The organism is Puia sp. (assembly GCF_035546395.1).
GTDB lineage: Bacteria > Bacteroidota > Bacteroidia > Chitinophagales > Chitinophagaceae > Puia.
Map to the genome: position 1 here is coordinate 673,179 of NZ_DASZXR010000019.1, position 21,727 is coordinate 694,905.

General features: G+C 55.2%; 17 protein-coding genes and 1 riboswitch. Of the genes, 9 read left to right on the top strand and 8 right to left on the bottom strand.

The features are described 5' to 3' along the window. Positions 1–48 precede the first annotated feature (48 nt). Both VHE34_RS29240 and VHE34_RS29245 read right to left on the bottom strand, forming a co-directional pair. Positions 49–411 carry an SWIB/MDM2 domain-containing protein gene (locus VHE34_RS29240; protein WP_325594757.1) on the bottom strand — a complete coding sequence of 121 codons (363 nt, stop codon included), beginning with the start codon at positions 409–411 and terminating at the stop codon, positions 49–51. Between the two features lie 213 nt (positions 412–624). Then, complete coding sequence (locus tag VHE34_RS29245; protein WP_325594759.1) at positions 625–1,197, bottom strand: hypothetical protein; 573 nt, start codon at positions 1,195–1,197, stop codon at positions 625–627. Positions 1,198–1,225: 28 nt separating this feature from the next. Here VHE34_RS29245 and VHE34_RS29250 point away from each other — a divergent pair, with 28 nt between their 5' ends. The 6 genes from VHE34_RS29250 (at position 1,226) to VHE34_RS29275 (ending at position 10,656) form a co-directional block, all read left to right on the top strand. Beyond that, the gene (locus VHE34_RS29250; RefSeq protein WP_325594761.1) at positions 1,226–3,241 is read left to right on the top strand and encodes a glycoside hydrolase family 97 protein; all 2,016 of its coding nucleotides are present in this window, start codon (positions 1,226–1,228) and stop codon (positions 3,239–3,241) included. 57 nt (positions 3,242–3,298) lie between these two features. Further along, the gene (locus VHE34_RS29255) at positions 3,299–4,012 is read left to right on the top strand and encodes a HAMP domain-containing sensor histidine kinase (RefSeq protein WP_325594763.1); all 714 of its coding nucleotides are present in this window, start codon (positions 3,299–3,301) and stop codon (positions 4,010–4,012) included. 148 nt (positions 4,013–4,160) lie between these two features. Beyond that, positions 4,161–5,468 carry a hypothetical protein gene (locus VHE34_RS29260; protein WP_325594765.1) on the top strand — a complete coding sequence of 436 codons (1,308 nt, stop codon included), beginning with the start codon at positions 4,161–4,163 and terminating at the stop codon, positions 5,466–5,468. Positions 5,469–5,489: 21 nt separating this feature from the next. Continuing rightward, positions 5,490–7,289, top strand: a complete 1,800-nt coding sequence (locus VHE34_RS29265) for an ABC transporter ATP-binding protein (RefSeq protein WP_325594767.1) — start codon at positions 5,490–5,492, stop codon at positions 7,287–7,289. A 126-nt stretch (positions 7,290–7,415) separates the two neighbouring features. Further along, positions 7,416–9,809, top strand: coding sequence for an ABC transporter permease (locus VHE34_RS29270; protein WP_325594769.1), 2,394 nt, complete (start codon positions 7,416–7,418; stop codon positions 9,807–9,809). Positions 9,810–9,870: 61 nt separating this feature from the next. Next, entirely contained in the window at positions 9,871–10,656 is a 786-nt protein-coding gene (locus tag VHE34_RS29275; protein WP_325594771.1) for a porin family protein, read from the top strand. 48 nt (positions 10,657–10,704) lie between these two features. Here the strand turns inward: VHE34_RS29275 and VHE34_RS29280 are convergent, their stop codons facing one another. Both VHE34_RS29280 and VHE34_RS29285 read right to left on the bottom strand, forming a co-directional pair. Then, the gene (locus VHE34_RS29280; protein ID WP_325594773.1) at positions 10,705–11,961 is read right to left on the bottom strand and encodes a homoserine dehydrogenase; all 1,257 of its coding nucleotides are present in this window, start codon (positions 11,959–11,961) and stop codon (positions 10,705–10,707) included. Positions 11,962–11,983: 22 nt separating this feature from the next. Continuing rightward, the gene (locus VHE34_RS29285; RefSeq protein WP_325594776.1) at positions 11,984–13,213 is read right to left on the bottom strand and encodes a PLP-dependent aspartate aminotransferase family protein; all 1,230 of its coding nucleotides are present in this window, start codon (positions 13,211–13,213) and stop codon (positions 11,984–11,986) included. A gap of 139 nt (positions 13,214–13,352) precedes the next feature. Next, positions 13,353–13,474, bottom strand: a riboswitch (SAM riboswitch). A 202-nt stretch (positions 13,475–13,676) separates the two neighbouring features. Between VHE34_RS29285 and VHE34_RS29290 the strand changes: the two genes are divergently transcribed. The 3 genes from VHE34_RS29290 (at position 13,677) to VHE34_RS29300 (ending at position 18,033) form a co-directional block, all read left to right on the top strand. Next, positions 13,677–14,564, top strand: a complete 888-nt coding sequence (locus VHE34_RS29290) for a DUF4382 domain-containing protein (protein WP_325594778.1) — start codon at positions 13,677–13,679, stop codon at positions 14,562–14,564. 83 nt (positions 14,565–14,647) lie between these two features. Beyond that, entirely contained in the window at positions 14,648–17,512 is a 2,865-nt protein-coding gene (uvrA, locus tag VHE34_RS29295; protein ID WP_325594780.1) for an excinuclease ABC subunit UvrA, read from the top strand. Continuing rightward, positions 17,509–18,033, top strand: coding sequence for a 5' nucleotidase, NT5C type (locus VHE34_RS29300; protein WP_325594782.1), 525 nt, complete (start codon positions 17,509–17,511; stop codon positions 18,031–18,033). The genes uvrA and VHE34_RS29300 overlap by 4 nt, the downstream gene beginning before the upstream one ends. 192 nt (positions 18,034–18,225) lie before the next feature. Here the strand turns inward: VHE34_RS29300 and VHE34_RS29305 are convergent, their stop codons facing one another. The 4 genes from VHE34_RS29305 to VHE34_RS29320 all read right to left on the bottom strand — a co-directional run bounded on the left by VHE34_RS29305 (position 18,226) and on the right by VHE34_RS29320 (position 21,662). Beyond that, positions 18,226–18,669: a T9SS type A sorting domain-containing protein gene (locus tag VHE34_RS29305; RefSeq protein ID WP_325594784.1), complete on the bottom strand. Its 444-nt coding sequence runs from the start codon at positions 18,667–18,669 to the stop codon at positions 18,226–18,228. A gap of 113 nt (positions 18,670–18,782) precedes the next feature. Next, positions 18,783–19,754 (bottom strand): hypothetical protein, encoded by a 972-nt coding sequence (locus VHE34_RS29310; protein WP_325594786.1) that lies wholly within the window; start codon positions 19,752–19,754, stop codon positions 18,783–18,785. Between the two features lie 176 nt (positions 19,755–19,930). Further along, positions 19,931–20,380 carry a GNAT family N-acetyltransferase gene (locus tag VHE34_RS29315; RefSeq protein ID WP_325594788.1) on the bottom strand — a complete coding sequence of 150 codons (450 nt, stop codon included), beginning with the start codon at positions 20,378–20,380 and terminating at the stop codon, positions 19,931–19,933. Between the two features lie 16 nt (positions 20,381–20,396). Continuing rightward, positions 20,397–21,662: a replication-associated recombination protein A gene (locus tag VHE34_RS29320; RefSeq protein ID WP_325594790.1), complete on the bottom strand. Its 1,266-nt coding sequence runs from the start codon at positions 21,660–21,662 to the stop codon at positions 20,397–20,399. Between the last annotated feature and the right edge of the window lie 65 nt (positions 21,663–21,727).

Consider the following 21,727-nt stretch of genomic DNA (forward strand, 5'->3'; position numbering starts at 1 on the left):
AAAGCCCGTCACCACTGGATGACGGGCTTCACAATTCGAAAAAAGAAGTTACTTCACGTTCTTGCTCACGATCTTCGCGAGGTCGAACATGCTAACCTGGTCTTTGCCGCCAAACACAGCCTTCAGCTTGGCATCGGCATTGATCATACGCTTGTTCTTCTTATCCTGCAGGTTGTTCTTCTTGATATAGTCCCAGATCTTTTTTACGATCTCCGTTCTCGGCCTCGGAGCGTTGCCGATCACTTCGGCGAGCGTAGCGCTCGGAGACAGCGGAGTCATAAATGCCGCATTAGGCTTGCGGGCCGATTTCTTAGCCGCTTTTTTCGGGGCCGCTTTTTTTGCTTTTGCAGGAGCCTTCTTGGCGGTTTTTTTTGCTGCTTTCTTCGCAGCTTTCTTTACAGCTTTTGCCATGATTATTTCATTTTAATGGGTTAATGAAATAAATGTACAGATTTTAAAATTTCTGAATGCATAATTTTTAAAATTTTCGACGGGCGGTGGCAAAGCGGACCACGGGGCCGCTGACCGAAGGTCCGACAAAATGGTGCCCGAGTCCGAGGGTTATTTTTCCTCGGAACCCGAAAGACTCGGGCTATTTTACGAGGGAAAACGCCCAAATTCATCTCACGGTTTCCGCGCCAACTCCATCCGGATAGGCCGGCCTCCCATCCTTCCATCCAGCCCGATCCCCCCCGGAAACACCCCTGCACGGGCGGTCAGGGTGTCGTTGGCGGTCGCCGGGTAATACCATGAAACCCGCACCAGGCTTGACTTTGGATCATAGACGAAGTTTCCAAGCCGCATCTTTTCACCCCCGTGGTACAACACCGCACAGTGATTCCCCCGGTCGAAATATACCCGCTCGATCACGCTGTCGCTGCAATCGCCGGGTGAGATATCCACATCGTTGATCCAACACCGGCTCACGACATATCTCCCCCCAAGTACCGGGTCCTTCGTCGGGAAATGAAAGCTGCTGATCAGCGCCAACGGCAGGAAAAGAACCGAAAGCCGCACGATATTCCCCAATCCCCGCCCCCGGATCGACAACACGGGCGGCGCCGGTCTCGCCAGGAAAAAGGCCGCCAACCGCGGATATTCCTCGAAAAGCAGATACAGCAAACCCAGGAAAAGGCGGCCAACGGCATTGGAAAGCCATATTCCCGTCGGGAGATGCACCGATTGCAAAATTTCCATAAGCCTATCTTTGCAAAAATTGCATCCGATGCTTGCTACCCGTTGGCTCCCGCTTTCCTGCGCTCTCCTCCTTTTTTTCACCGCCTCAGCCAATATAGAGCTGACCTCTCCCGATAAACATATCCGGGTTCTCGTCCGCCCCACCGACAGCTGCCCCGTTTATAGCGTATTTTACGACGAAACGATGCTTATCGACGCTTCGCCAATCGACCTGGTATTCCAGGAACCGGGGACAAAAGCCGCCTCTTTCTTTGGCGCGGGCCTGCAAATACACTCCACCACCCGGGAAGGAATAGACAGCTATACCCTGCCGGTAGGTCGCAACAGCCAGGTAAACGATCGTTATAACGAGTCCACGATCACTTTGCAGGAACCCCGCCGCCATCGCCGGCTCAACCTCATCATCAGGGCCTATAACGATGGCGTCGCCTTCCGGTGGGTCTTCCCAAAACAACCCGGCTGGACACAATACCAACTGCTGGCCGAGAACACGAACATCCGCTTCGCCGGCGATCCGTTCCTGCAAGCCTCTTACCTTCCCGGCTATACAACCTCCCACGAAGGCCGCTACACCCGCTTGCCTTTCCATGAGGTGAAAAGCGATACGCTCATGGACATGCCCGTCTTCCTCGAGTTCCCGGCGCGCAACGCGGGCAAAAGCCAGCCCGCCGAAGGCGGCCCCCTCTACATGACCATCACCGAGGCCCAGCTCACCGACTACGCCGGAATGTATCTCGTCAAACACAACGGAATGCTGAAAAGCGATCTCTCCCCACTCCCCGGCGGACACGGGATCCGGGTAAAAGCAACCCTGCCCCACCGTTCGCCCTGGCGCGTGCTCTTCATCGGCCCACGCCCCGGCGCCTTCCTCGAGTCTTTTCTCCTCACCGATCTCAACGACCCCTGCGCGATAAAAGACCTGTCCTGGCTCAAACCCGGCAAGACGGATTTTCACTGGTGGAACGGCGATATCGTCCCCGATACCACATTCGCGCCGGGGATCAATTTCGAGACCAACCAGTACTACATCGACTTCTGCGCCCGCAACGGCATAGCCTACCACACCGTCATCGGCTACGGCGGCACCGCCTGGTACGTCAACGACGGGATCAGTTACGCCCCCGGCCCGCATTCGGACCCCAGCCGGCCCATACCCGGTCTCGATATGAAAAAGATTTGCGATTACGCCGCTGCAAAAGGCGTTGGTATCCGCGTCTGGGTACACTGGCAGCCACTCATGAAGCAGCTCGAAAAAACATTCGCCCAGTTCGAAAACTGGGGAATAAAAGGGATGATGGTGGATTTTATGGATCGGGACGACCAACAGATGGTGAATATCCAGACGGAGATCCTGCGCAGGGCCGCCGCTCATCATCTGCACGTCCAGTTCCATGGCGCCTATAAGCCGACGGGGCTGATCCGCACCTGGCCGAACGAGCTGACCCGCGAGGGTACACTCAACTATGAGAACGATAAATGGGATAATCCCATCACGCCCGAGGACGATCTCAACCTGGTCTTCACCCGGCTGGTGGCGGGCGCCACCGACTATCATCTGGGCGGATTCCGCGCAGTGCCCCGGTCGGAATACCGGGCGCAATATACCCGGCCTCTCGTGCTGGCTACCCGCTGTCACATGCTTGCGATGTATATCGTACTGGAAAGCTATCTTCCGATGGTATGCGATTATCCCGTCGCCTACGAGGGCCAGCCGGGCTTCGGGTTCATAAAAGAAGTCCCCTCCACCTGGGACGAGACAAAGGTTCCCACGGCAATGCCTGGCCAGTGGGCAACCATCGCCCGCCGCAAAGGGCCGGACTGGTTCGTGGGAACGATCAATGGCCCTATCGCCCGTACGATGACGATCCCGCTGAACTTCCTGCCCACAGGACGCTACGAGGCGACGATCTATAGCGATGCACCCGATGCGGCCGCAAAGCCCAATCACCTGGTCCGCACGGTCCGCGTCGTTCAGCCTGCCGACAGCATCGAAGCATCGATGACCAGCGGCGGCGGCTCGGCAATAATATTGCGACGCCTGTAAACTCAAGGACTTAGACATTTTCCGCCCCTGGCCTGAAAATTGCACCCGCGCATCATCATGACAGAGGGAAACGGACAACGGAAAGTGCTGGACAGACTTGTCACGGTTGTAAGTCACGAACTGAAGACTCCCCTTACGTCCATCATGGCCTTTACACACCTGGCCCGGGAGGCCGGCTCGGCAGAAGACATGCTAAAGACCCGGTACTACCTGGAGAAGATCGACCGCCAGGCCATCAAACTCTACTCTCTCATTCAGCAACTGCTCGATATCTCCTGGATGGAATCGGGGAAGATGACCTATCGCATGCAGGAATGGGCCTGGAACGTCTACCTGCGGGAGGCAGCGCCCCAGCTGCAATATCTTGTGCCCGGCCACCACCTCCAATGGCAGCCATGTCATTCCGAGGCCTGGGTTTATATGGACACCCTGCGCATCGAACAGGTGCTCACCAATCTCGTAGCCAACGCCGCAAAATATTCGAACCCCGATACGTATATCAACATCGACTGCTCCTTCGATTCGGATAACCTGACGGTCTGTGTCCGCGACCAGGGCATCGGCATCCGGCCGGAGAACAGGACCCGCATCTTCGAGAAATATTTCCAGGATGAGACCGTCGCCGGTAAATACGGCGGCTTTGGAATGGGACTCTACATTTCTTCGGGCATCATCCGGGCGCATAAAGGCACCATCCGCGCGGACAGGAACGAACCCGCAGGCTCCTGTTTTTATTTTACACTCCCGCTCAGCAGATCGGGCGCATGCTGAAGCAACCGTGCATTCCCCGCGCGCGTGTTGTCGCGCTATTGCCCCAATTGACAACCCATTTCCGGGAATATTTATCCATACGAACGTAAATTTACTCTCGCAAGATAATACGGAATGGCGTTTGTAAATAGAAGAATACAAGGATACCATGAGAAAGGCAGGATTTTTATTCATTGGATCGATGCTCGTCGCCGGCATCGCGTACGGCCAGGCCGGTCATCCCGCGGACTCCCTCGAAGTGGATTCCCTGCGGCGACGGTTGCCCGAAAAGCGACCCCCGGAGGAGGACGTCTCGGGTCAATATGATTTCAGCGATATGATGCGGTTCATCTTCCGCCATGGGCGCCCCGCACCCCCCGATCACAACCGCTCAGGCATCACCGTGGTCCCCAATGTAGCAGCAAACCCCACCATCGGCGCGCAGGCCGGGATAAAAGCCGTGGCCGGTCGACGCCTCGGCACCGATCCCAGGACCCTTTTCTCTACAGGCGCCACTTCCGCCTCCATCACGACAAAGGGGATCATCTATTTCTACGTCAATCATAATCTTTTTACCCCCGGCAATAAATTCAATCTCCAGGGGAATCTCGTGGCCGCTAAAACGGTAACGCCCGATTTTGGCTTTGGCATCGGCAGACCCGTCGACGGCAAGAACCCGGCCGACTCCGTGCTCGGCGATCCGACACACAAGGTCTATCCGATCCACTCCCACTATTATAATTTTCGGGAAAAGGTGTACAAGAACGTGGCAAAGAACCTTTTTCTCGGCGCCGGCCTCTCCTATGAGATCCGGACCCATATCAACCTCGGCGACACGGTCAATAATTCTACGCCGTCCAGCGTTTATGACAACCGCCACGGATTTCCAAAGGATCACTATATCGCGGGCGGATTCCTCTTCAACGTCGAATACATCACCCGCGACAACCCCAACCGCGCCTATAAAGGCATCTACTTCGACGCCGGTGTCCGCATCAACCAGACCTGGATCGGCAGCACAAAGAACTCGGTACAGGTCACTTCCGATATCCGGAAATACTTTAGCCTCTCCCGGGCGCATCCCGAATTCGTATTCGCCGTTTGGAACTGGGGCTCCTATCTCGTCAGCGGCGATATCCCTTATCTCGAATTGCCCGGCACCGCACGAGATGGCACCTACCGCAGCGGCCGCGGCTATACGGCCCAATACTTCAAAGGCACCCGGTTCAACGACACTGAAGCCGAACTGCGCTTTCCCATCATGAACAACCAGTTCATCAGCGGCGTGGTCTTTGGCAACCTCCAATCCGGCAACGACGCGCATGGCACCAAACTGTTCCAGCAATTCCAACCGGGCTATGGCGCCGGCTTCCGGGTTCTCTTTAACAAGAACACCCGCACCAACCTGGCGCTCGACTACGCCTGGGGCCGGTTTGGGAACAAAGGCTTCTTCCTCAACCTGAACGAAAGTTTTTAAGGATATCGTAGATTTGCCGGGATGAACAATCCTTACTTTTCCCTGCTCAGCACCGCCTGGCGTTATACCCGCAACGAAAAGAAAAAGTACTTGCTGGTCTATCTCATGTTCATCTGCGCCAACAGCATTTATCTCTTGAATCCCATTCTGTTCGGCTGGTTTCTGAATCGGCTCCAGTTCGATCACGTGCACGTTTTGCGCAACGGAATGCTCTATGGTGGCGCTTACATCGGCCTGAAATTGCTGCAATGGTGCTTTCATGGCCCCGCCCGGGTCATGGAACGGACGCTGGCCTTCCACGTCAGCCGCAATTTCCTGCAGGAGAAATACCACCAGGTGCTGCACCTTCCCGTCAAGTGGCAACAGGATCACCACAGCGGTTCCACCATCAACCGGGTCCGCAAAGCCTATGAGGCGCTCCGCGAATTCTTCGACCGCGGCTTCATGTTCATCAACGCGATCACCAAGTTCATTTTTGCGGTTGTCGCCATCCTGTGGTTCTCGCCCCTGTACGGAGGCATCGCAGTAGTGCTGGGTGCGGTGACGGTTCTCGCGATCCGCGCATTCGACAAGCCCTTTATACAGCTGCTCGACGAGGTCAACGAAAAGGAACATGCCGTCTCCGCAACGCTCTTTGACAGCCTTTCCAATATCATGACCGTGATCACCCTTCGCCTCGAAAGGAGCATGGAAACGGGACTGATGAATAAAGTGATGGCAATCTTCCGGCCCTTCCGCAAAAGTGCGATCGTCAACGAATGGAAATGGTTCTGCGCCGAAATGCTCATCGTCAGCATCTACGCCCTCATCACCATCGGCTATGTCCACCAGCACTGGAACCCCGGCCAGGTATTCGTCATCGGCGGCCTCGGCACCCTGCTGCTCTATGTCAACACGTTTACCAGTAGCTTCCAGGACTTTGCCTGGATGTATACGGATATCATTACTTACAACACCAACGTACAGACAGCTTCGGCCATCACGGAAGCATACCGGCAACAGCATCGCGCCGATCGCCCCGACGGACTGCCCGCCGGCTGGAACAGCCTGCTCATCACCCGCCTGAGCTTTTCCTACCAGCAAACCTACGACCAGCAGCAACGCGCCCAAAGTCTCCACAACCTGCAGTTGAACATCCGGCGCGGCCACCGCATTGCCCTCATCGGCGAGAGCGGTAGCGGCAAAAGCACGCTCCTCGCCCTGCTGCGCGGTCTCTACATGCCCGAAACCGGCTTCGGGATACAGCTCCAGGCCGGCGACAGGTCGGTCGGGACCGAAAGCCCCCAGGCCCTGCTCGACCGGGTCAACGAAGCCGTCACCCTCTTTCCGCAGGAACCCGAGATCTTCGAGAACACCCTGGCCTATAATATCACCCTCGGCCTGCCCTTCCCGGAAGAAGAGATCCTCGAGGTCTGCGAATGCGCCCACTTCACCGAAGTCATCCGCCAGCTGCCCCAGGGCCTCGAATCCGATATCCGTGAGAAAGGGGTTAACCTCTCCGGCGGCCAGAAACAACGGCTCGCACTCGCCCGGGGCATCCTCGCCGCCCGCGACAGCGACCTCGTCCTCCTCGATGAACCAACCAGCAGCGTCGATACCCGCACCGAAGCACTCATCTACGAAGGTCTCTTCAAAGCCTTCGCCGATAAGGGCGTCATTTCCTCCATCCACCGCCTCCATCTCCTCCCGCGGTTCGACTACATCTACGTCCTCCACCAGGGCCGCATCGTCGCCGAAGGAGCATTCGAACAGCTCCGCGACACCGACCCCCACTTCCAGGAGATGTGGCGCCACCAGAAGGAACAGCAGGCTGTATCATAACCGGACACTCTCTGTATCGAACCCGGACAGGGAACCGCAAAAGCAAAACTCCTAATCCATTAGGAGTTAGCCGAATCCCGCTTTGGCATCGGGTTTTCGGTTGAACATCATCCAAAACACAACGCCATGTTCCGGAACTACCTTACCATCGTCCTCCGCACCATTGCCCGCAACCCCGTCTTTTCACTGATCAACATCGTCGGCCTCGGCATCGGCCTCGCCTGTTGCTTGCTCATCTTACTGTACGCCAAGGATGAACTCACCTTTGATCGGTTTCAAAAGAACAATGCCCGGCTGTATCGTGTCACCCGGCACATCATCGATAAGAAACATGGCAGAGACATGACGATGGGTATTTCCGGGATGGTGCAGGGACCTGCCTTCGAACACGCCATCCCGGGGATCCAAAGCTATGTCCGCACCAATGATTACTCTTTCACGCTCCGCCGGGGTAAGGAGGTTTTCCGCCAGACTGCAACATGGGTGGACGACAACTTTTTCACGGTCTTTTCTTTTCCCCTGCTGGCCGGTAACCCCGCAAAAGTGTTGAGCGAGCCGTATTCCATTGTCCTTACCGACGAAATGGCAAAAAAATATTTCGGAACAAGCGATGCGGTCGCAAAAACACTGGAGCTGGAGATCGATGGAAAGTTTCAAACATTCACCGTCACCGGGATCGCAAAGCGATCGCCCGAAAACTCTTCCATCCAATTCGATATGCTCCTGCCATTTGCCCAGTTCGAACGTCTGCACCCCAATGCTGGCTGGCTGTATGGTTCCTATAGCACCTATCTGTTGTTGGAACCGGGGGCTTCTCCGCAGGGGGTGTCCGCCAGAATGCAAGAAGTCTATTGGGCGGCATCGGCGGAACAACGCGCCCAGCTGGCCAAACGCGGCTTCGAGATCAGTACCGTCTGGGGGTTACAGCCCTTTTCAAAAATGCACCTGGATACCTCGATCCTCGATGCGGGCATCAGTAACAGGAGCGACCCCGCCTATTCTTACATCCTCATCGGCATTGCCGCCTTTATACTCATCATCGCCTGTATCAATTTTATCAACCTGACCATCGCCCAGTCGCTGAAACGCAGCAAGGAGATCGGGTTGCGAAAGGTCGTAGGCGGTAGCCGCAGCCAACTCATCCGTCAGTTCCTCGGTGAATCCTTCATCGTATGCGCTTGCGCCTTTATCCTCGCGCTGACTTTGGCGAGCCTGGCCCTTCCGCTGTTCAACGAAATGGCCAACAAACGACTTAGCCTAAGCTATCTCGTCGACGGTCCATTGACAGCCGCCTTTCTCGGGCTTTATCTTGCAACGGGTTTCATCGCCGGCTTTTATCCGGCACTCGTGCTTTCCCGGTTCAAACCCGTGGAAACGCTCTACCATCGGGTCACCCGGTTGCGTGGCAGGAACTACCTCGCAAAAGGGCTGGTGGTGCTGCAGTTTGCCCTTGCTACCTTCCTGATCATCGCCACGATGTTCTTTTATTCGCAGTATGATTACCTCTCGCATACTGACCTGGGCTATAACGATAAGAACCTTCTTACGGTGAGTGTGTCCAGTGATACGGACAGCCTGGCGCTGCAAAACGCCTTCAAGACCGAGGTAAGCCGGATACCCGGTGTGCGATCGGTCGCCAAGACCCTGAACGGCACGTGGGGCACATTGGCCCGCGCCGAAGGCCATGACATCGATGTCCGGTTCATGCATGTCGACGAGGACTACCTGTCTGCCATGGGCATATCCCTCTCGGCCGGCCGCAACTTCTCACGGGATTTCCCGGCCGACTCCGCCCGGTCCGCCCTCATCAACCAGGCCTTTGCGGAGGCTGCCGGCTGGAAGCACCCGATCGGTAAGATCATCGACAGGCTAAATGGTGATGATAGAAAACTGTACGTGGTTGGGGTTGTAAAAGACTATCATTTCGCGACCTTAAAAGAGAAGATCGGCCCCGAGGTTTTCATCACCGGCCCCCGTGATCCGTATGGCGCCTATGCGATCCGCCTCGACCCGGCCAATACGCCCCGGACCCTGGCGGCGATCGAAGCCGTCTACCGGCGCTTCTATCCCTGGCATCTTTTCGAACATTCCTTTGTCGAAGACGATAACTTCAAATACTATGAGCAGGAAGCAAGATGGCGCCGGATCATCACCAGCAGCGCCGTCATCACGGTCTTTATCTCCTGTATCGGCCTCTTCGGGCTCTCTCTGCTGTCGATCCGTCAACGCACCAAAGAGATCGGCGTCCGCAAAGTGCTGGGAGCCGGCGTCTGGCGCGTAAGCGCCCTCGTAGCACGGAATTTTATCGCACTGGTACTCCTTTCATTCGGCATCGCGATCCCCGTCGCCTGGGTTGTCGTCGGCCGCTGGCTCGATAATTTTCCCTATCGGGTATCCCTCAATGGCTGGGTCTTCGTCGGAGCCGCCGCAACGACGCTGGTTATCGCCGCGCTGACGATCAGCTTCCAGGCCATTAAGGCCGCTCGCGCCAACCCGGTGGACAGCCTCCGGGCCGAGTGAACCAACCGCTGCATTCCTTTGTATAGAGGAGTATATCCATCTATACTCAAACTGCGACATCATGAGAAATTTCCATCCCTTTCTCGTGGTGGCATGCCTGTCGCATGCCCTTGTGACTCATGCGCAAACCACCCAGAGCACGCACACCCCATGCACCCCCTGGCTCGGCCTCAAGGGCGGCATCAGCATCCCCAATCTCACCGGCGGCGGCGGCAACCCACTCAGTGACAACTACAGCTCCCGGCTGGCCGCCAACTTCGGTATTTTCGCGGAACACCGCCTGCACGGCCACTGGTCACTCCAGGCCGAGCTCAACTATGCCGGCCAGGGCGGCAAACGGGACGGCCTCCAGCCGATCTCCGATCTCCCGCCCGAACTCGCGCAGATGGTGCCCCCCGGATCTTTTCTCTACGCAAAATTCAAGAACAAGGCAATCCTCGATTACCTCGAGCTGCCCATCCTGGCTAAGCTTACCTGGGGCACTCCCTGGCAGTTTTATGTCAATGCAGGACCCTACGCCGGCTACCTCCTCCACGCCAAAGAAAAGACCAGCGGCGCCAGCCTCATCTATGCCGATCCCCAGGGACAACAGCCCCTCGGGACCCAGTACGGCCCGGTGCCGCCGCAGGACTTTGCTGCAACGACCGATGTCACTTCCAGCATTAAGCGATGGAATGTCGGCGTAACCGGCGGTATCGGCGTCGCAAAGCCGCTGGGAACAAGAAATAAGATCTTCTTCGACACCCGCTTCGAATACGGGTTCATCAATATCCAGAAATATAAGGAAGACGGGAAGAACAATACGGGTAACGTGCTGCTTTCGCTGGGCTATGCCTACCGGCTCTGACGCCCGGCGCCGCAGGCTAACCAGGCGGCCGGCCGCAAAGCCGGATCCCTAAATAAGTCCCGCCAACTCCAGGCTCTTCTTCTTCAGCTGCCGCACCTCCATGTCCTCGATGATCGGGTCGGGCGTCAGAACAAGCGACGTCCCATTCTCCTTCCACCAGGTCTGCCCCTTGATGTCCCGGAAATGGATCACGCCCACCAGGTACTTGCGGTCGTTGTCCGCATGCCATTCCTCGATGGCCTCGAAACGTTCCCTCGGGATATACTTCAGGTCATCGAAGCTCAGGTAGACCCGCACATGAAAATCATCCGTCAGTTCATGGGGCTGATGATGATAGAGCTTCTTGTATTCGTATTTGTATTCATACCGCAGGGCGGACAGATCGCTAAGCACCGCAGACGCAGTAGGGAAGGAGCCCGCCCCCTTGCCGTAAAAGAATTGCTTGTCCGCAAACCCGCTCTCGATCACCACGCCATTGAACTCGTTTTTCACAAACGCAAGATGATCGTCCTGTTTGATGAATTGCGGCAGCACAAACGCCGCCACTTTCCCATTGGCCAGCTTCTTGGCCTGCGCGACCAGCTTGATATCATAGTGCTTTTCCCGCGCCACCTCCGCATCCGCAGCCTGCACATGCTGAATGCCGTTGAAGACCAGCTCATCGGTCGCCACCACGATGCCATAAGCATGCGTCAGCAGGAAGGTCCACTTATTGGCGGCATCATAGCCCTCTACATCCAGCGAAGGATCGCTTTCCGCAAACCCCAACTGCTGTGCCAGCAACAACGCCTCCTGGAAATCGAGGCTTTCTTCGAACATCTTCGTCAGGATGAAGTTCGTGCTGCCGTTAACGATCGCCTTGATCGAATGCAGCAGGTCGTTGTCATAGTATTCTTCCAGGTTCCGGATCACCGGGATGGACGCACACGCCGCCGACTCATACAGGAATGAGGCGTGCGTCGCCTTCTGCAGCTCCAGCAGCTCGGGCAGATGCTCGGCGATCATCTTCTTGCTGGCGCTGACAACCGACTTGCCGCTCTTCAACGCCCGCGTTACGATCTCGAAGGCCGGCCCCGACTCGTTGATCACTTCCACGATCACATTGATCTCCGGATCATTCAGGATAACTTCCCGGTCCGTCGTAAATAACTCCGCCGGAGCATCCCGCTTCTTGCCCGGGTGCTTGATACATACCTTCTTGATGGAGGCCCTCAGCGAAGGTGTTTGCTTCAGCACCTTGTAAAGACCCTCTCCCACTACGCCAAAACCAAAAAGACCTATCGTCAGCTGCTTATGTGTGTCCATTTATTGCACTTGTTTTTTATCGTTAACATTTTTCTAATTCCAACTTTTTCCGCGTTGCCGCCTTCACCGGCAACCGGTCCAAGGCCTGCCGCAGATCGGCGATCAGATCCTCCGCATCTTCCAGCCCCACCGAAAGCCGGACAAGCCCATCCGTCACACCCGCAGCCCTCCGCTTCTCGGCCGGGATCGACTTGTGCGTCATCTGGGCAGGATGCGAGACCAGGCTCTTGATCCCCCCAAGACTCTCGGCAAGCTTGAAAAGTTGGGTTGACGTGACAAAGGCGGTAGCCGCATCGATGCTGTCCTCCTTCAATGAGAAGGAAACGATCCCGCCAAACCCCTTGGATTGACCCGCAGCTACGTTATGACCGGGATGCTTAACTAACCCCGGATAGAATACTTTGTTCACCGCGGGATGATTTTCGAGGAAGGCGGCGATAGCGCGCGCACTGGCACAGTGCTGCCGTACCCGCAGATGTAAGGTCTCGATACCCCTGATCAGCAGGAAGCTGTCCTGCGGGCCCAGGATCGACCCCGTGGCGTTCTGCAGAAATTTGATCTTCTGCCCCAGCTCGGCTTCCGCGGTCACCACCAGCCCGGCGATGAGATCGCTATGCCCGCCCAGGTACTTGGTCCCGGAATGCACCACGATATCGGCGCCCAGCAACAGCGGTTGCTGCAGGGCCGGCGAAGCAAAGGTATTGTCCACGCAAAGCAATGCGCCTTGAGCCGCTGAAAGCGGCTTGTCCAAAGGACCGACGTATTTATGCGCCTTCGCAATCCGGGCGATCGCCCGGATATCCGTGATCTTCAACGTAGGATTGGTCGGCGTCTCGATCCAGATCAGCCTGGTCTTGGGGGTCAGTGCATGAAAAACAGCCTCGGGATTCGATGTGTCCACATAGTGAGTGGTGATGCCGAACTTGCGGTACACCTGCTCGAAAAGCCGGAAGGCGCCGCCGTAAATGTCATCCACCGCAACGATCTCGTCGCCGGCTTCCAGCAGCTTCACTACCGCGTCGATGGCAGCCAGCCCGCTGGCAAAAGCAGCCCCGGTGCTGCCCCCTTCCAGTTGTGCTACAAGATTTTCCAGTGTGGCGCGGGTAGGATTGCCCGTACGCGCATAATCAAAACCCTTGTTCACCCCAGGCGCCTCCTGCACAAAAGTCGAGGTCTGGTAAATAGGCACCGCAATCGCGCCGGTTGCGGGGTCAACAGGAATGCTGTGGATCAGTTGTGTTGTCGCTTGCATGAGAAACAAATTTTTATTGATTAAAAAATTGTTCAGCGACACCACTTACCAAGGCCTTCAGAAGAGGACAAAAAAAAGCTCTTCTGATCTGTCAGAAGAGCTTTGAATATGTTGTATCGATATTTTCAAGCCGGGATCTGACTTATCTGTCCCGATATTCCATCGGGATGGAGTTGGCACCTTACAATCCTCCGCAATGCGGATGAATGCAGGTTGTCAAGGCTTCAACGGGCCATTTCCCTCAGCCTTTCTTGATAAGAGATGTTGTAAGAACTGCCGCAAATATACCATCACCTTCGCGATATTTCCAAATCCACCCCCGGTTTTTTGTTCAGACTGACCGTTAATGGTTGATTAACATAGGTTAACCAACCCTTAACCGGTCAATAACGCATTTTTGGAACGGTTTTTGGCAACCCTTGGATGAAGGATGGAGTATCTCTACGCATAAAACTACACAAACATGAAAACGGTAACCAAATGGCTGGCAGCCGCAACCGGCGCCACGGCCGTATTAGTTTTTGCTGCGTGCCACAAGAGCAACTCTTCGGACTCCAATCCCAACATCCCTAAAGGACAATCACAGGTATCGATATACATGATGGACGGCCCCGCCGATTATACAAAAGTATTGATCGACATCCGCCAGGTGGCAGTGGAAATAGACACCGCCTCCAAACAGAATGATGCCGACCATGATGATCAATGGGACGACAGCTATTGCGGCGAACATCGCACGAGACAAAACAGCTCCGTCATCTGGGACACGCTCAACATCACGCCCGGTGTATACGATCTTCTCCAATTGCGCAACGGCACCGACACGCTGCTGGCTTCCGGACTCTATTCCACGGGGAAGATCCTCAAGATCAGGGTCACCCTCGGCTCCGATAATACCATCTACACCGACAGCACAACGCACTATCCGCTCGAGATCTTCGGACCCAGCCCATCATTCACCATCAATGTCGGCCGCACCAACGTACAGAACGTCACCAACAACGAATTCAAGCTGTGGCTGGACTTCAATCTCGGGCGCTCGATCTTCTTCTGGAGCGGCACCTTCTACCTGAAGCCCTTCTTCGTCGTCTTTAACGACATGGTCAGCTCCAAAGTACAAGGTACCGTATTGCCGCCCGGCGCAGGCGCACTCGTCACCGGCACCAACGGCGCCGATACGATCTATGCCGTGCCCTTCGGAAATGGCGCATATAAGTTCCGCGGCGTTCCGGCCGGCACCTGGTCCTTCAACTTCAAAGGCCGCAACGGCTACCAGGACACGACCATCCTGAACATAAAGGTCGACTCGATGAAGACGGTGAAACTGCCAACCATTACTTTACATCGCTGAGCCATAACTAGTTAGCTGTATCGTGGGCCGGAGCGCTGCTCCGGCCCAAATTTTTTAGCAAAGATTTCGTAACTTGCGCGGATATGGCGATAAATACGGAAGCCGGTACACAACAGCCCGGCGAAGAGAGCATCGAAGTATCCGGCGCGCGGGTACACAACCTCAAAAACATCGACATCCGCATCCCGCGCAACCAGCTGGTAGTCATCACCGGCATCAGCGGCAGCGGTAAATCCTCCCTCGCATTCGACACGATCTATGCCGAAGGCCAACGCCGGTACATGGAAAGCTTCGGCGCCTATGCCCGGCAATTCATCGGCGACATGGAACGACCCGACGTCGACAAGATCACTGGCCTCAGCCCCGTCATCTCCATCGAACAAAAGACCACCAATAAGAATCCCCGTAGTACCGTCGGCACCGTCACAGAGATCTATGACTTCCTCCGCCTCCTCTACGCCCGTATCGGCGAAGCGCATTCCTACAACACCGGGAAGAAGATGACCAAGTTCAGCGAAGAGGAGATCGTCGACAACGTTTTCAAAAAATTCAAGAATAAAAAGATCTCCATCCTCGCACCGCTCGTCCGCGGCCGGAAAGGCCATTACCGCGAGCTCTTCGAGGACATCCGGAAAAAAGGCTATCTCAAGGTCAGGGTCGACGGCGAAGTAAAAGACCTCGTCCCCAAGATGCAGGTCGATCGCTATAAGATCCACGATATCGAGGTCGTCATCGATCGCCTGGCCGTTACGGAGGATATGAAGGCCCGGCTCGGCCAAAGCGTTCAGAAAGCACTCCAGATGGGCAAAGACCTGCTCTTCCTCCTGCTCAACGACGATAACAAGCTGTTTCAATACAGCAAACAGCTGATGTGCGAAGACACCGGCATCAGCTATGAAGAGCCCTCGCCAAACAGCTTTTCGTTCAACTCTCCCTACGGAGCCTGCCCCACCTGCAAGGGCCTGGGCGTCGTCTATCAGATCAGCCTGGACGCGATCATTCCCGACGATTCAAAAAGTATCAATGAAGGCGCCATCACGCCCCTCGGCGAAGAACGCGAAGCCTATATGTTCCGCCAGGTGCAGGCCCTCGCAAAAAAGAACCGCTTCTCCCTCGATACCCCGGTAAAGGAAATGCCCAAAAAGGCGCTGAACCTCGTACTCTATGGCAACGAGGCCGGCGACACAACCCTTGACGTGGAATATGATGAGAATGCCGGCATGGGGCAGATCTACACCACGGACTACGAAGGCATCATCCCGGCGCTGAAGCGCTGGTTCTCCGGCGGCGGCCAGAGCGAGTCCCTGCGCGACTGGGTCGAACGCTTCATGGAACTCAAAACATGCGATACCTGCGGCGGCGCCCGCCTTCGCAAGGAAAGCCTCTGGTTCAGGGTAGGGGAGAAGAACATCGCCGAACTCAGCGCCATGAACCTCAACCTCCTGATGGAATGGTTCGCCACCGTCGAAAAGAAGCTCGGCAACAAACAGAACATCATCGCAAAGGATATTCTCAAAGAGATCCGCGAAAGACTCCAGTTCCTCTCAGATGTGGGGCTGACCTATCTTACCCTCGACCGCTCCTCCCGGACGCTTAGCGGCGGGGAGTCCCAACGGATCAGGCTCGCCACCCAGATCGGCTCGCAGCTGCAGGGGATCACCTATATCCTCGACGAACCCAGCATCGGCCTCCACCAGCGCGATAACCATCGCCTCATCCAGGCGCTGAAGAACCTTCGCGATATCGGCAACAGCGTCCTCGTCGTCGAACACGACAAGGATATCATGCTCGCCGCGGACTACCTCGTCGACATCGGCCCGAAGGCCGGCTTCCACGGTGGCCGCGTCGTCGCCCAGGGCCGCCCACCCGCCCTGCTCAAATTGAATACCCTCACGGCGGACTACCTCAACGGTCGCCGCAAGATCGAGGTCCCCGCCGAACGCCGGAAAGGCAACGGGAAATTCCTCGAGTTGAAAGGCGCCAGGGGCAACAACCTGAAGAACGTCGACACTAAATTCCCCCTCGGAAAACTCATCGTCGTCACCGGCGTAAGCGGCAGCGGGAAATCGACCCTCATCAACGAGACGCTCTATCCCATCCTCAGCAAACACGCCTACAATAGCCGCGTAACGCCGCTGCCATATAAAAGTGTAAAGGGCCTCGAGAACATCGACAAGGTGATCGAGATCGACCAGTCACCCATCGGCCGCACGCCGAGAAGCAACCCCGCCACCTATTGCGGATTCTTCACCGATATCCGGACCCTCTTCGCTTCGGTACCCGAAGCAAAGATCCGAGGCTATAACGCGGGCCGCTTCTCCTTCAACGTAAAAAGCGGCCGCTGCGACGTCTGTGAAGGCGGCGGCATGCGCGTCATCGAAATGAACTTCCTGCCCGACGTCTACGTCCACTGCGAGAAATGCAACGGCCGGCGCTATAACCGCGAAACACTCGAGATCCGCTATAAAGGCAAATCCATCAGCGATGTCCTCGATATGACCGTCGACGAAGCCGTCGAATTCTTCCAGGCCGTTCCCTACCTCTATCGCAAGATAAAGGTGTTGCAGGAGGTGGGCCTGGGCTATATTACCCTCGGCCAGTCCGCCGTTACCCTCAGCGGTGGCGAAGCACAACGCGTCAAACTGGGCACCGAACTCGGCAAAAAAGATACCGGCAAAACATTCTATATCCTCGATGAACCCACCACCGGTCTTCACTTCGAGGACATCCGGCACCTGCTCGATGTCCTCAACAAACTCGTCGATCGCGGCAACACCGTGCTGGTCATCGAACACAACCTCGACGTGATAAAGGTCGCCGACCAAATTATCGACATCGGACCCGAAGGCGGCGACGGCGGCGGCAGGATCCTCTTCGAAGGCACTCCCGAAGAGTTGATAAAGAACAAGGAGAGCCATACTGCAAAATTCCTGAAAGACGAACTATGAGCAAACGCATTATTATCGACATGGACGAGGTCATAGCCGACCCGATGGGCGAAATGATAGAATGGTATAAGAAAGAATATGGCGCCGAACCCGATAAAAGCAGGATGATCGGCAGCTGGCTGACCGGCTTCCCCGAACAACACCGGCAATTGATCCTCGACCGCCTCCGTTCCCCCGGCTTCTTCCGCCACCTGCCCGTCATGGAAGACAGCGTGGACGTGCTCCGGGAGCTCAACAAACGCTATGAGGTGTTCATCGTCTCCGCAGCCATGGAGTTCCCCAATTCCCTGAAAGATAAATATGAATGGCTGATGGATCATTTTCCCTTCTTCACCTGGAAACAGATCGCCCTCACCGGCAGCAAGGACCTGGTCTTCGGCGACTATATGATCGACGACCACCTGAAAAACCTGCAAGGATTCAAAGGGAAACCCTATTTATACACCTCCCAGCATAACCTTAACGTCACCGGCTACGACCGCATCAACAACTGGAAAGAGGCGGCGAAGATTTTCCTGTAAAAAAAATCGCCGCTTTGTGCGGCGATTTTTTTGGAATGACTCCCAATAAGCGGTAGCAGGGAGTGATTAATAAAATCTTTGTGTTTAGAAAGGGTACCTAAATAGGGAACGGATCAGGTTTTACTTAACCTTCGGATATTCGGATTTTACCAATTTCCCTGCTTGCTTATTGGTTAGACATTAATGGAGATATCACCTCACCGTCAATTGCCCATTTTCAATACGCTCGTCATCGGTGAAAACCTCGAAAAGAAAGTTTCCTTCTGAAATATTTGAAAGCACCGTGGTCTCACGGCTGCGGATACGGGTTTGACTCACCAGCCGGCCGTCCATGTCGAACAGGTACAATTGGTAGACCTTACCCTCGTCCCCATTAGCAGAAAAGAACAGCACCTGCTGCCTCGCATCGGAATACAGCTTGATCTTGTGCTTCTTGCTGGTCTGGGCTTTATTGATCTGGATACTGTGGATAGTATCATAGGACCCTCTTGAAGAAGTGACTTGCGACGGGCTCGGGTCCGTGCCGGCCGCAAGGGCGGAAGAACATTGAACGCCAAGGGCCAGACCGATGATGGCCAGCCTGTATACGGCGCTCAGAGACGGGTTAGTTTTCTTCAGGGGTACAAAATGGTTCATAGATCAATCGATAGATGAAAAAAAAGGGTACGGATTAAACAACAACTTAAAACAAACACTTAAAACAACGATCTGAGAAAAATATGAGTACGATCAACAACTAAAGCTAATTCTTAGAACCTTAACAGCGGACAGTGCGTAGAGTTCCTCCAGCGGGTCTCGGTACGTCCCGCGATGCGGATCCCAAGTTTGAACTGCGCCGTGAAATACGCGTCGTTCTGGGTGGGGTCGCCTCTCTTCGCATTGACGCCATATCCGGGCGTATTGTAACCCTGGGCAGACTTGTTGGACATCGCCAGCGCGATGGCCGCCTGCGAAGGGGACAGATACTTCGCGAACAACGCCGGATCGACATACCGGGTGCTCACGTCATCGATATAGTCCGTGAACGTCTTGCGATGCACGATCTCGAACGAAAGGTTCAGGTTCTCGGACAGGAAGTACTTGATACCTACACCGATCGGGATATTCATCTGCGTCAGCTTATAAGGCTTGCGGTCGGGATACTCGGGGAAACCCTGACCCTCCGTGTGCAGAGGCTGCAGATCGACCCAGGTCACATCGCCATATTGATTGCGGTAGCTGCCCTGCGGATTGAAATGGAACAAACCCAAACCGATGACGCCATAAGGACGAAGACGGGCAGTCACATCATCCGGTTCCTCTTCCAGGAACACCGTCGGATATACTTCGGCCATGATCGTTCCTTCAATTATCTTGCTGCGGAAATCGAGGTGACGGGCCAGACGAGTCTCCTCATCACCGCCTTTCGGCGTGATGTTGCCATCATCTCCTTCGATACTGCCAAAAGTTGCTGAGAGTCGAAAACCCAACCACTGCGTGGGATAGGCGGCGTAAAAAGCCCCAAATGCCAGCTTCGTAGTGTTCATGTTATAGTCCTTGATGAAGGTCGTACCCTTCCCCGCGTGACCACCCAGGTCGCCTAAGAAGACCATGGGTCCTACTGTGATACCGGCCTCGGTTGTTTTTTGTGCATCTTCCTGGGCGAAAACGGAAGACGAGAAGCATAAGGTTACGGCCACAAACAAACACTTCCATCTCAAGGAGTGTAAACTCTGTTTCATTGATATTAGATTTAGTTTTCCGATGGTTTGGATTCCTCCTCTCAATCGAAATTGGAAAGGGGGTTGTATGTAAGAAACGAAAATCGGGAATCAAATTGTGTACATAGAGTTAACTATTTTATCCACAGGGGACATTCGAAAAACTTTCCCAACTCATTCCCAATGAGGGAACTGCATTAGTGCTTGGATAACAGCATCTCTATATGTTCGATTCCGTCTTCGAGATATATTTCCCCTTTCTGGACAAATCCAAAAGAGGTATAAAATTTTTTCAGATAGTACTGCGCACCGATACGAATATCGCATCGTCCATACAACCCATATAAATAATCGATGCTCTTCACAAGCAACTCTCTGCCGATACCGCTGCCTCTCGCAGCAGGGGATGTTACGATCCTTCCTATCGAAGATTCCACATAGGAAATTCCCGCGGGCACGATCCGTGAATAAGCGGCAAGCAAGGATCCCCGCCACGCCATAATATGCTCGCAATGCTGATCCTTGTTATCCATATCGAGAAAGACACAGTTCTGCTCGACGACGAATACTTCGCTGCGCAGCCGGAGAATGGCGTACAATTCCTGTTGCGTCAATTGATCGAAAGGTTTAATGCTCCAGTTTATCATATTTAAAAGAAAGTTCTCAGTATCCATATTTGTCGCCCCAAAGACCCTTGAGGAACTTTCGCAGCTCCTCCTCCCGCGCATTCTTCCCCGGCTCGTAGAACTTCGTTCCCTCGAGTTCCTTCGGCAGGTATTCCTGCAAAGAAAAATTTCCCGAATAGCTGTGGCTGTATTGATATCCCTTGCCGTAATCGAGGTTCTTCATCAGCCGCGTCGGCGCATTTCGGATATGCAGCGGAACCGGAAGGTCGCCGTTATTGCGCACGGCCGCCTGCGCCGCGCCGATAGCCGTCGTCGCGGAATTGCTCTTGGGTGATGTTGCCAGGTAGATGGCGCATTGAGAAAGGATGAGATTGGCTTCAGGATAGCCGATCTTGTTCACCGCATCGAAGCAGGCATTGGCGAGCAGCAAGGCGTTCGGATTGGCATTGCCGATATCCTCGCTCGCGAGTATCAGCATCCTTCTTGCGATGAACTTCACATCCTCGCCGCCCTCGATCATCCTCGCCAGCCAATATACGGCAGCGTTAGGATCGCTTCCCCTGATGCATTTGATGAAAGCGGAGATGATATCGTAGTGCTGTTCGCCCTTCTTGTCATACAGCGCGATCCGTTGCTGCGCGATATCCATCACGATGGCATCCGTGACGACGGCGCCCTTGCCCACCGCATCGCAGACCACCTCCAGCAGGTTCAGCAGCTTCCGCGCATCGCCGCCGGAAATATTGATCAACGCCTCCCGGTCCCGCACCTCGATACCCAGTTCCCTCAGCCAGGCATCGGCGCTAAGCGCATGGTCGATCAGCTTGTTCAGGTCCTCATCGGTCAGCGGTTTCAGCACATACACCTGGCAACGGCTCAACAAGGCGCTGTTTACCTCAAAAGAAGGATTCTCCGTCGTGGCGCCGATCAGGGTAACGATCCCCTTCTCGACGGCCCCCAGCAAGGCATCCTGCTGACCCTTGTTGAACCTGTGGATCTCGTCGATAAAAAGGATGGCCTTCTCCTTATCTTTGGCCTCGGCGATCACTTCCCGTACCTCCTTCACCCCCGCCGCGATGGCGCTGAGCGTATAGAAGGGTACCCGCAGGGTGTTGGCAATGATCCCGGCAATGGTCGTCTTACCCGTTCCCGGCGGCCCCCAAAGGATCATGGAAGGCGGCTTCCCATGCTCGATGGCGGTCCGCAATACACTCTTCTTCCCGGTCAGATGCTGCTGACCGACCAGCTGATCCAGCGTCTGCGGACGAAGCCGCTCGGCCAGCGGGGCCTGTGGAGCTACCATAACAAAATTTAAACAACAATAGTACAACAAGTTATCCGTTTTGCTGTTAATAGCCCGGAGGGCTA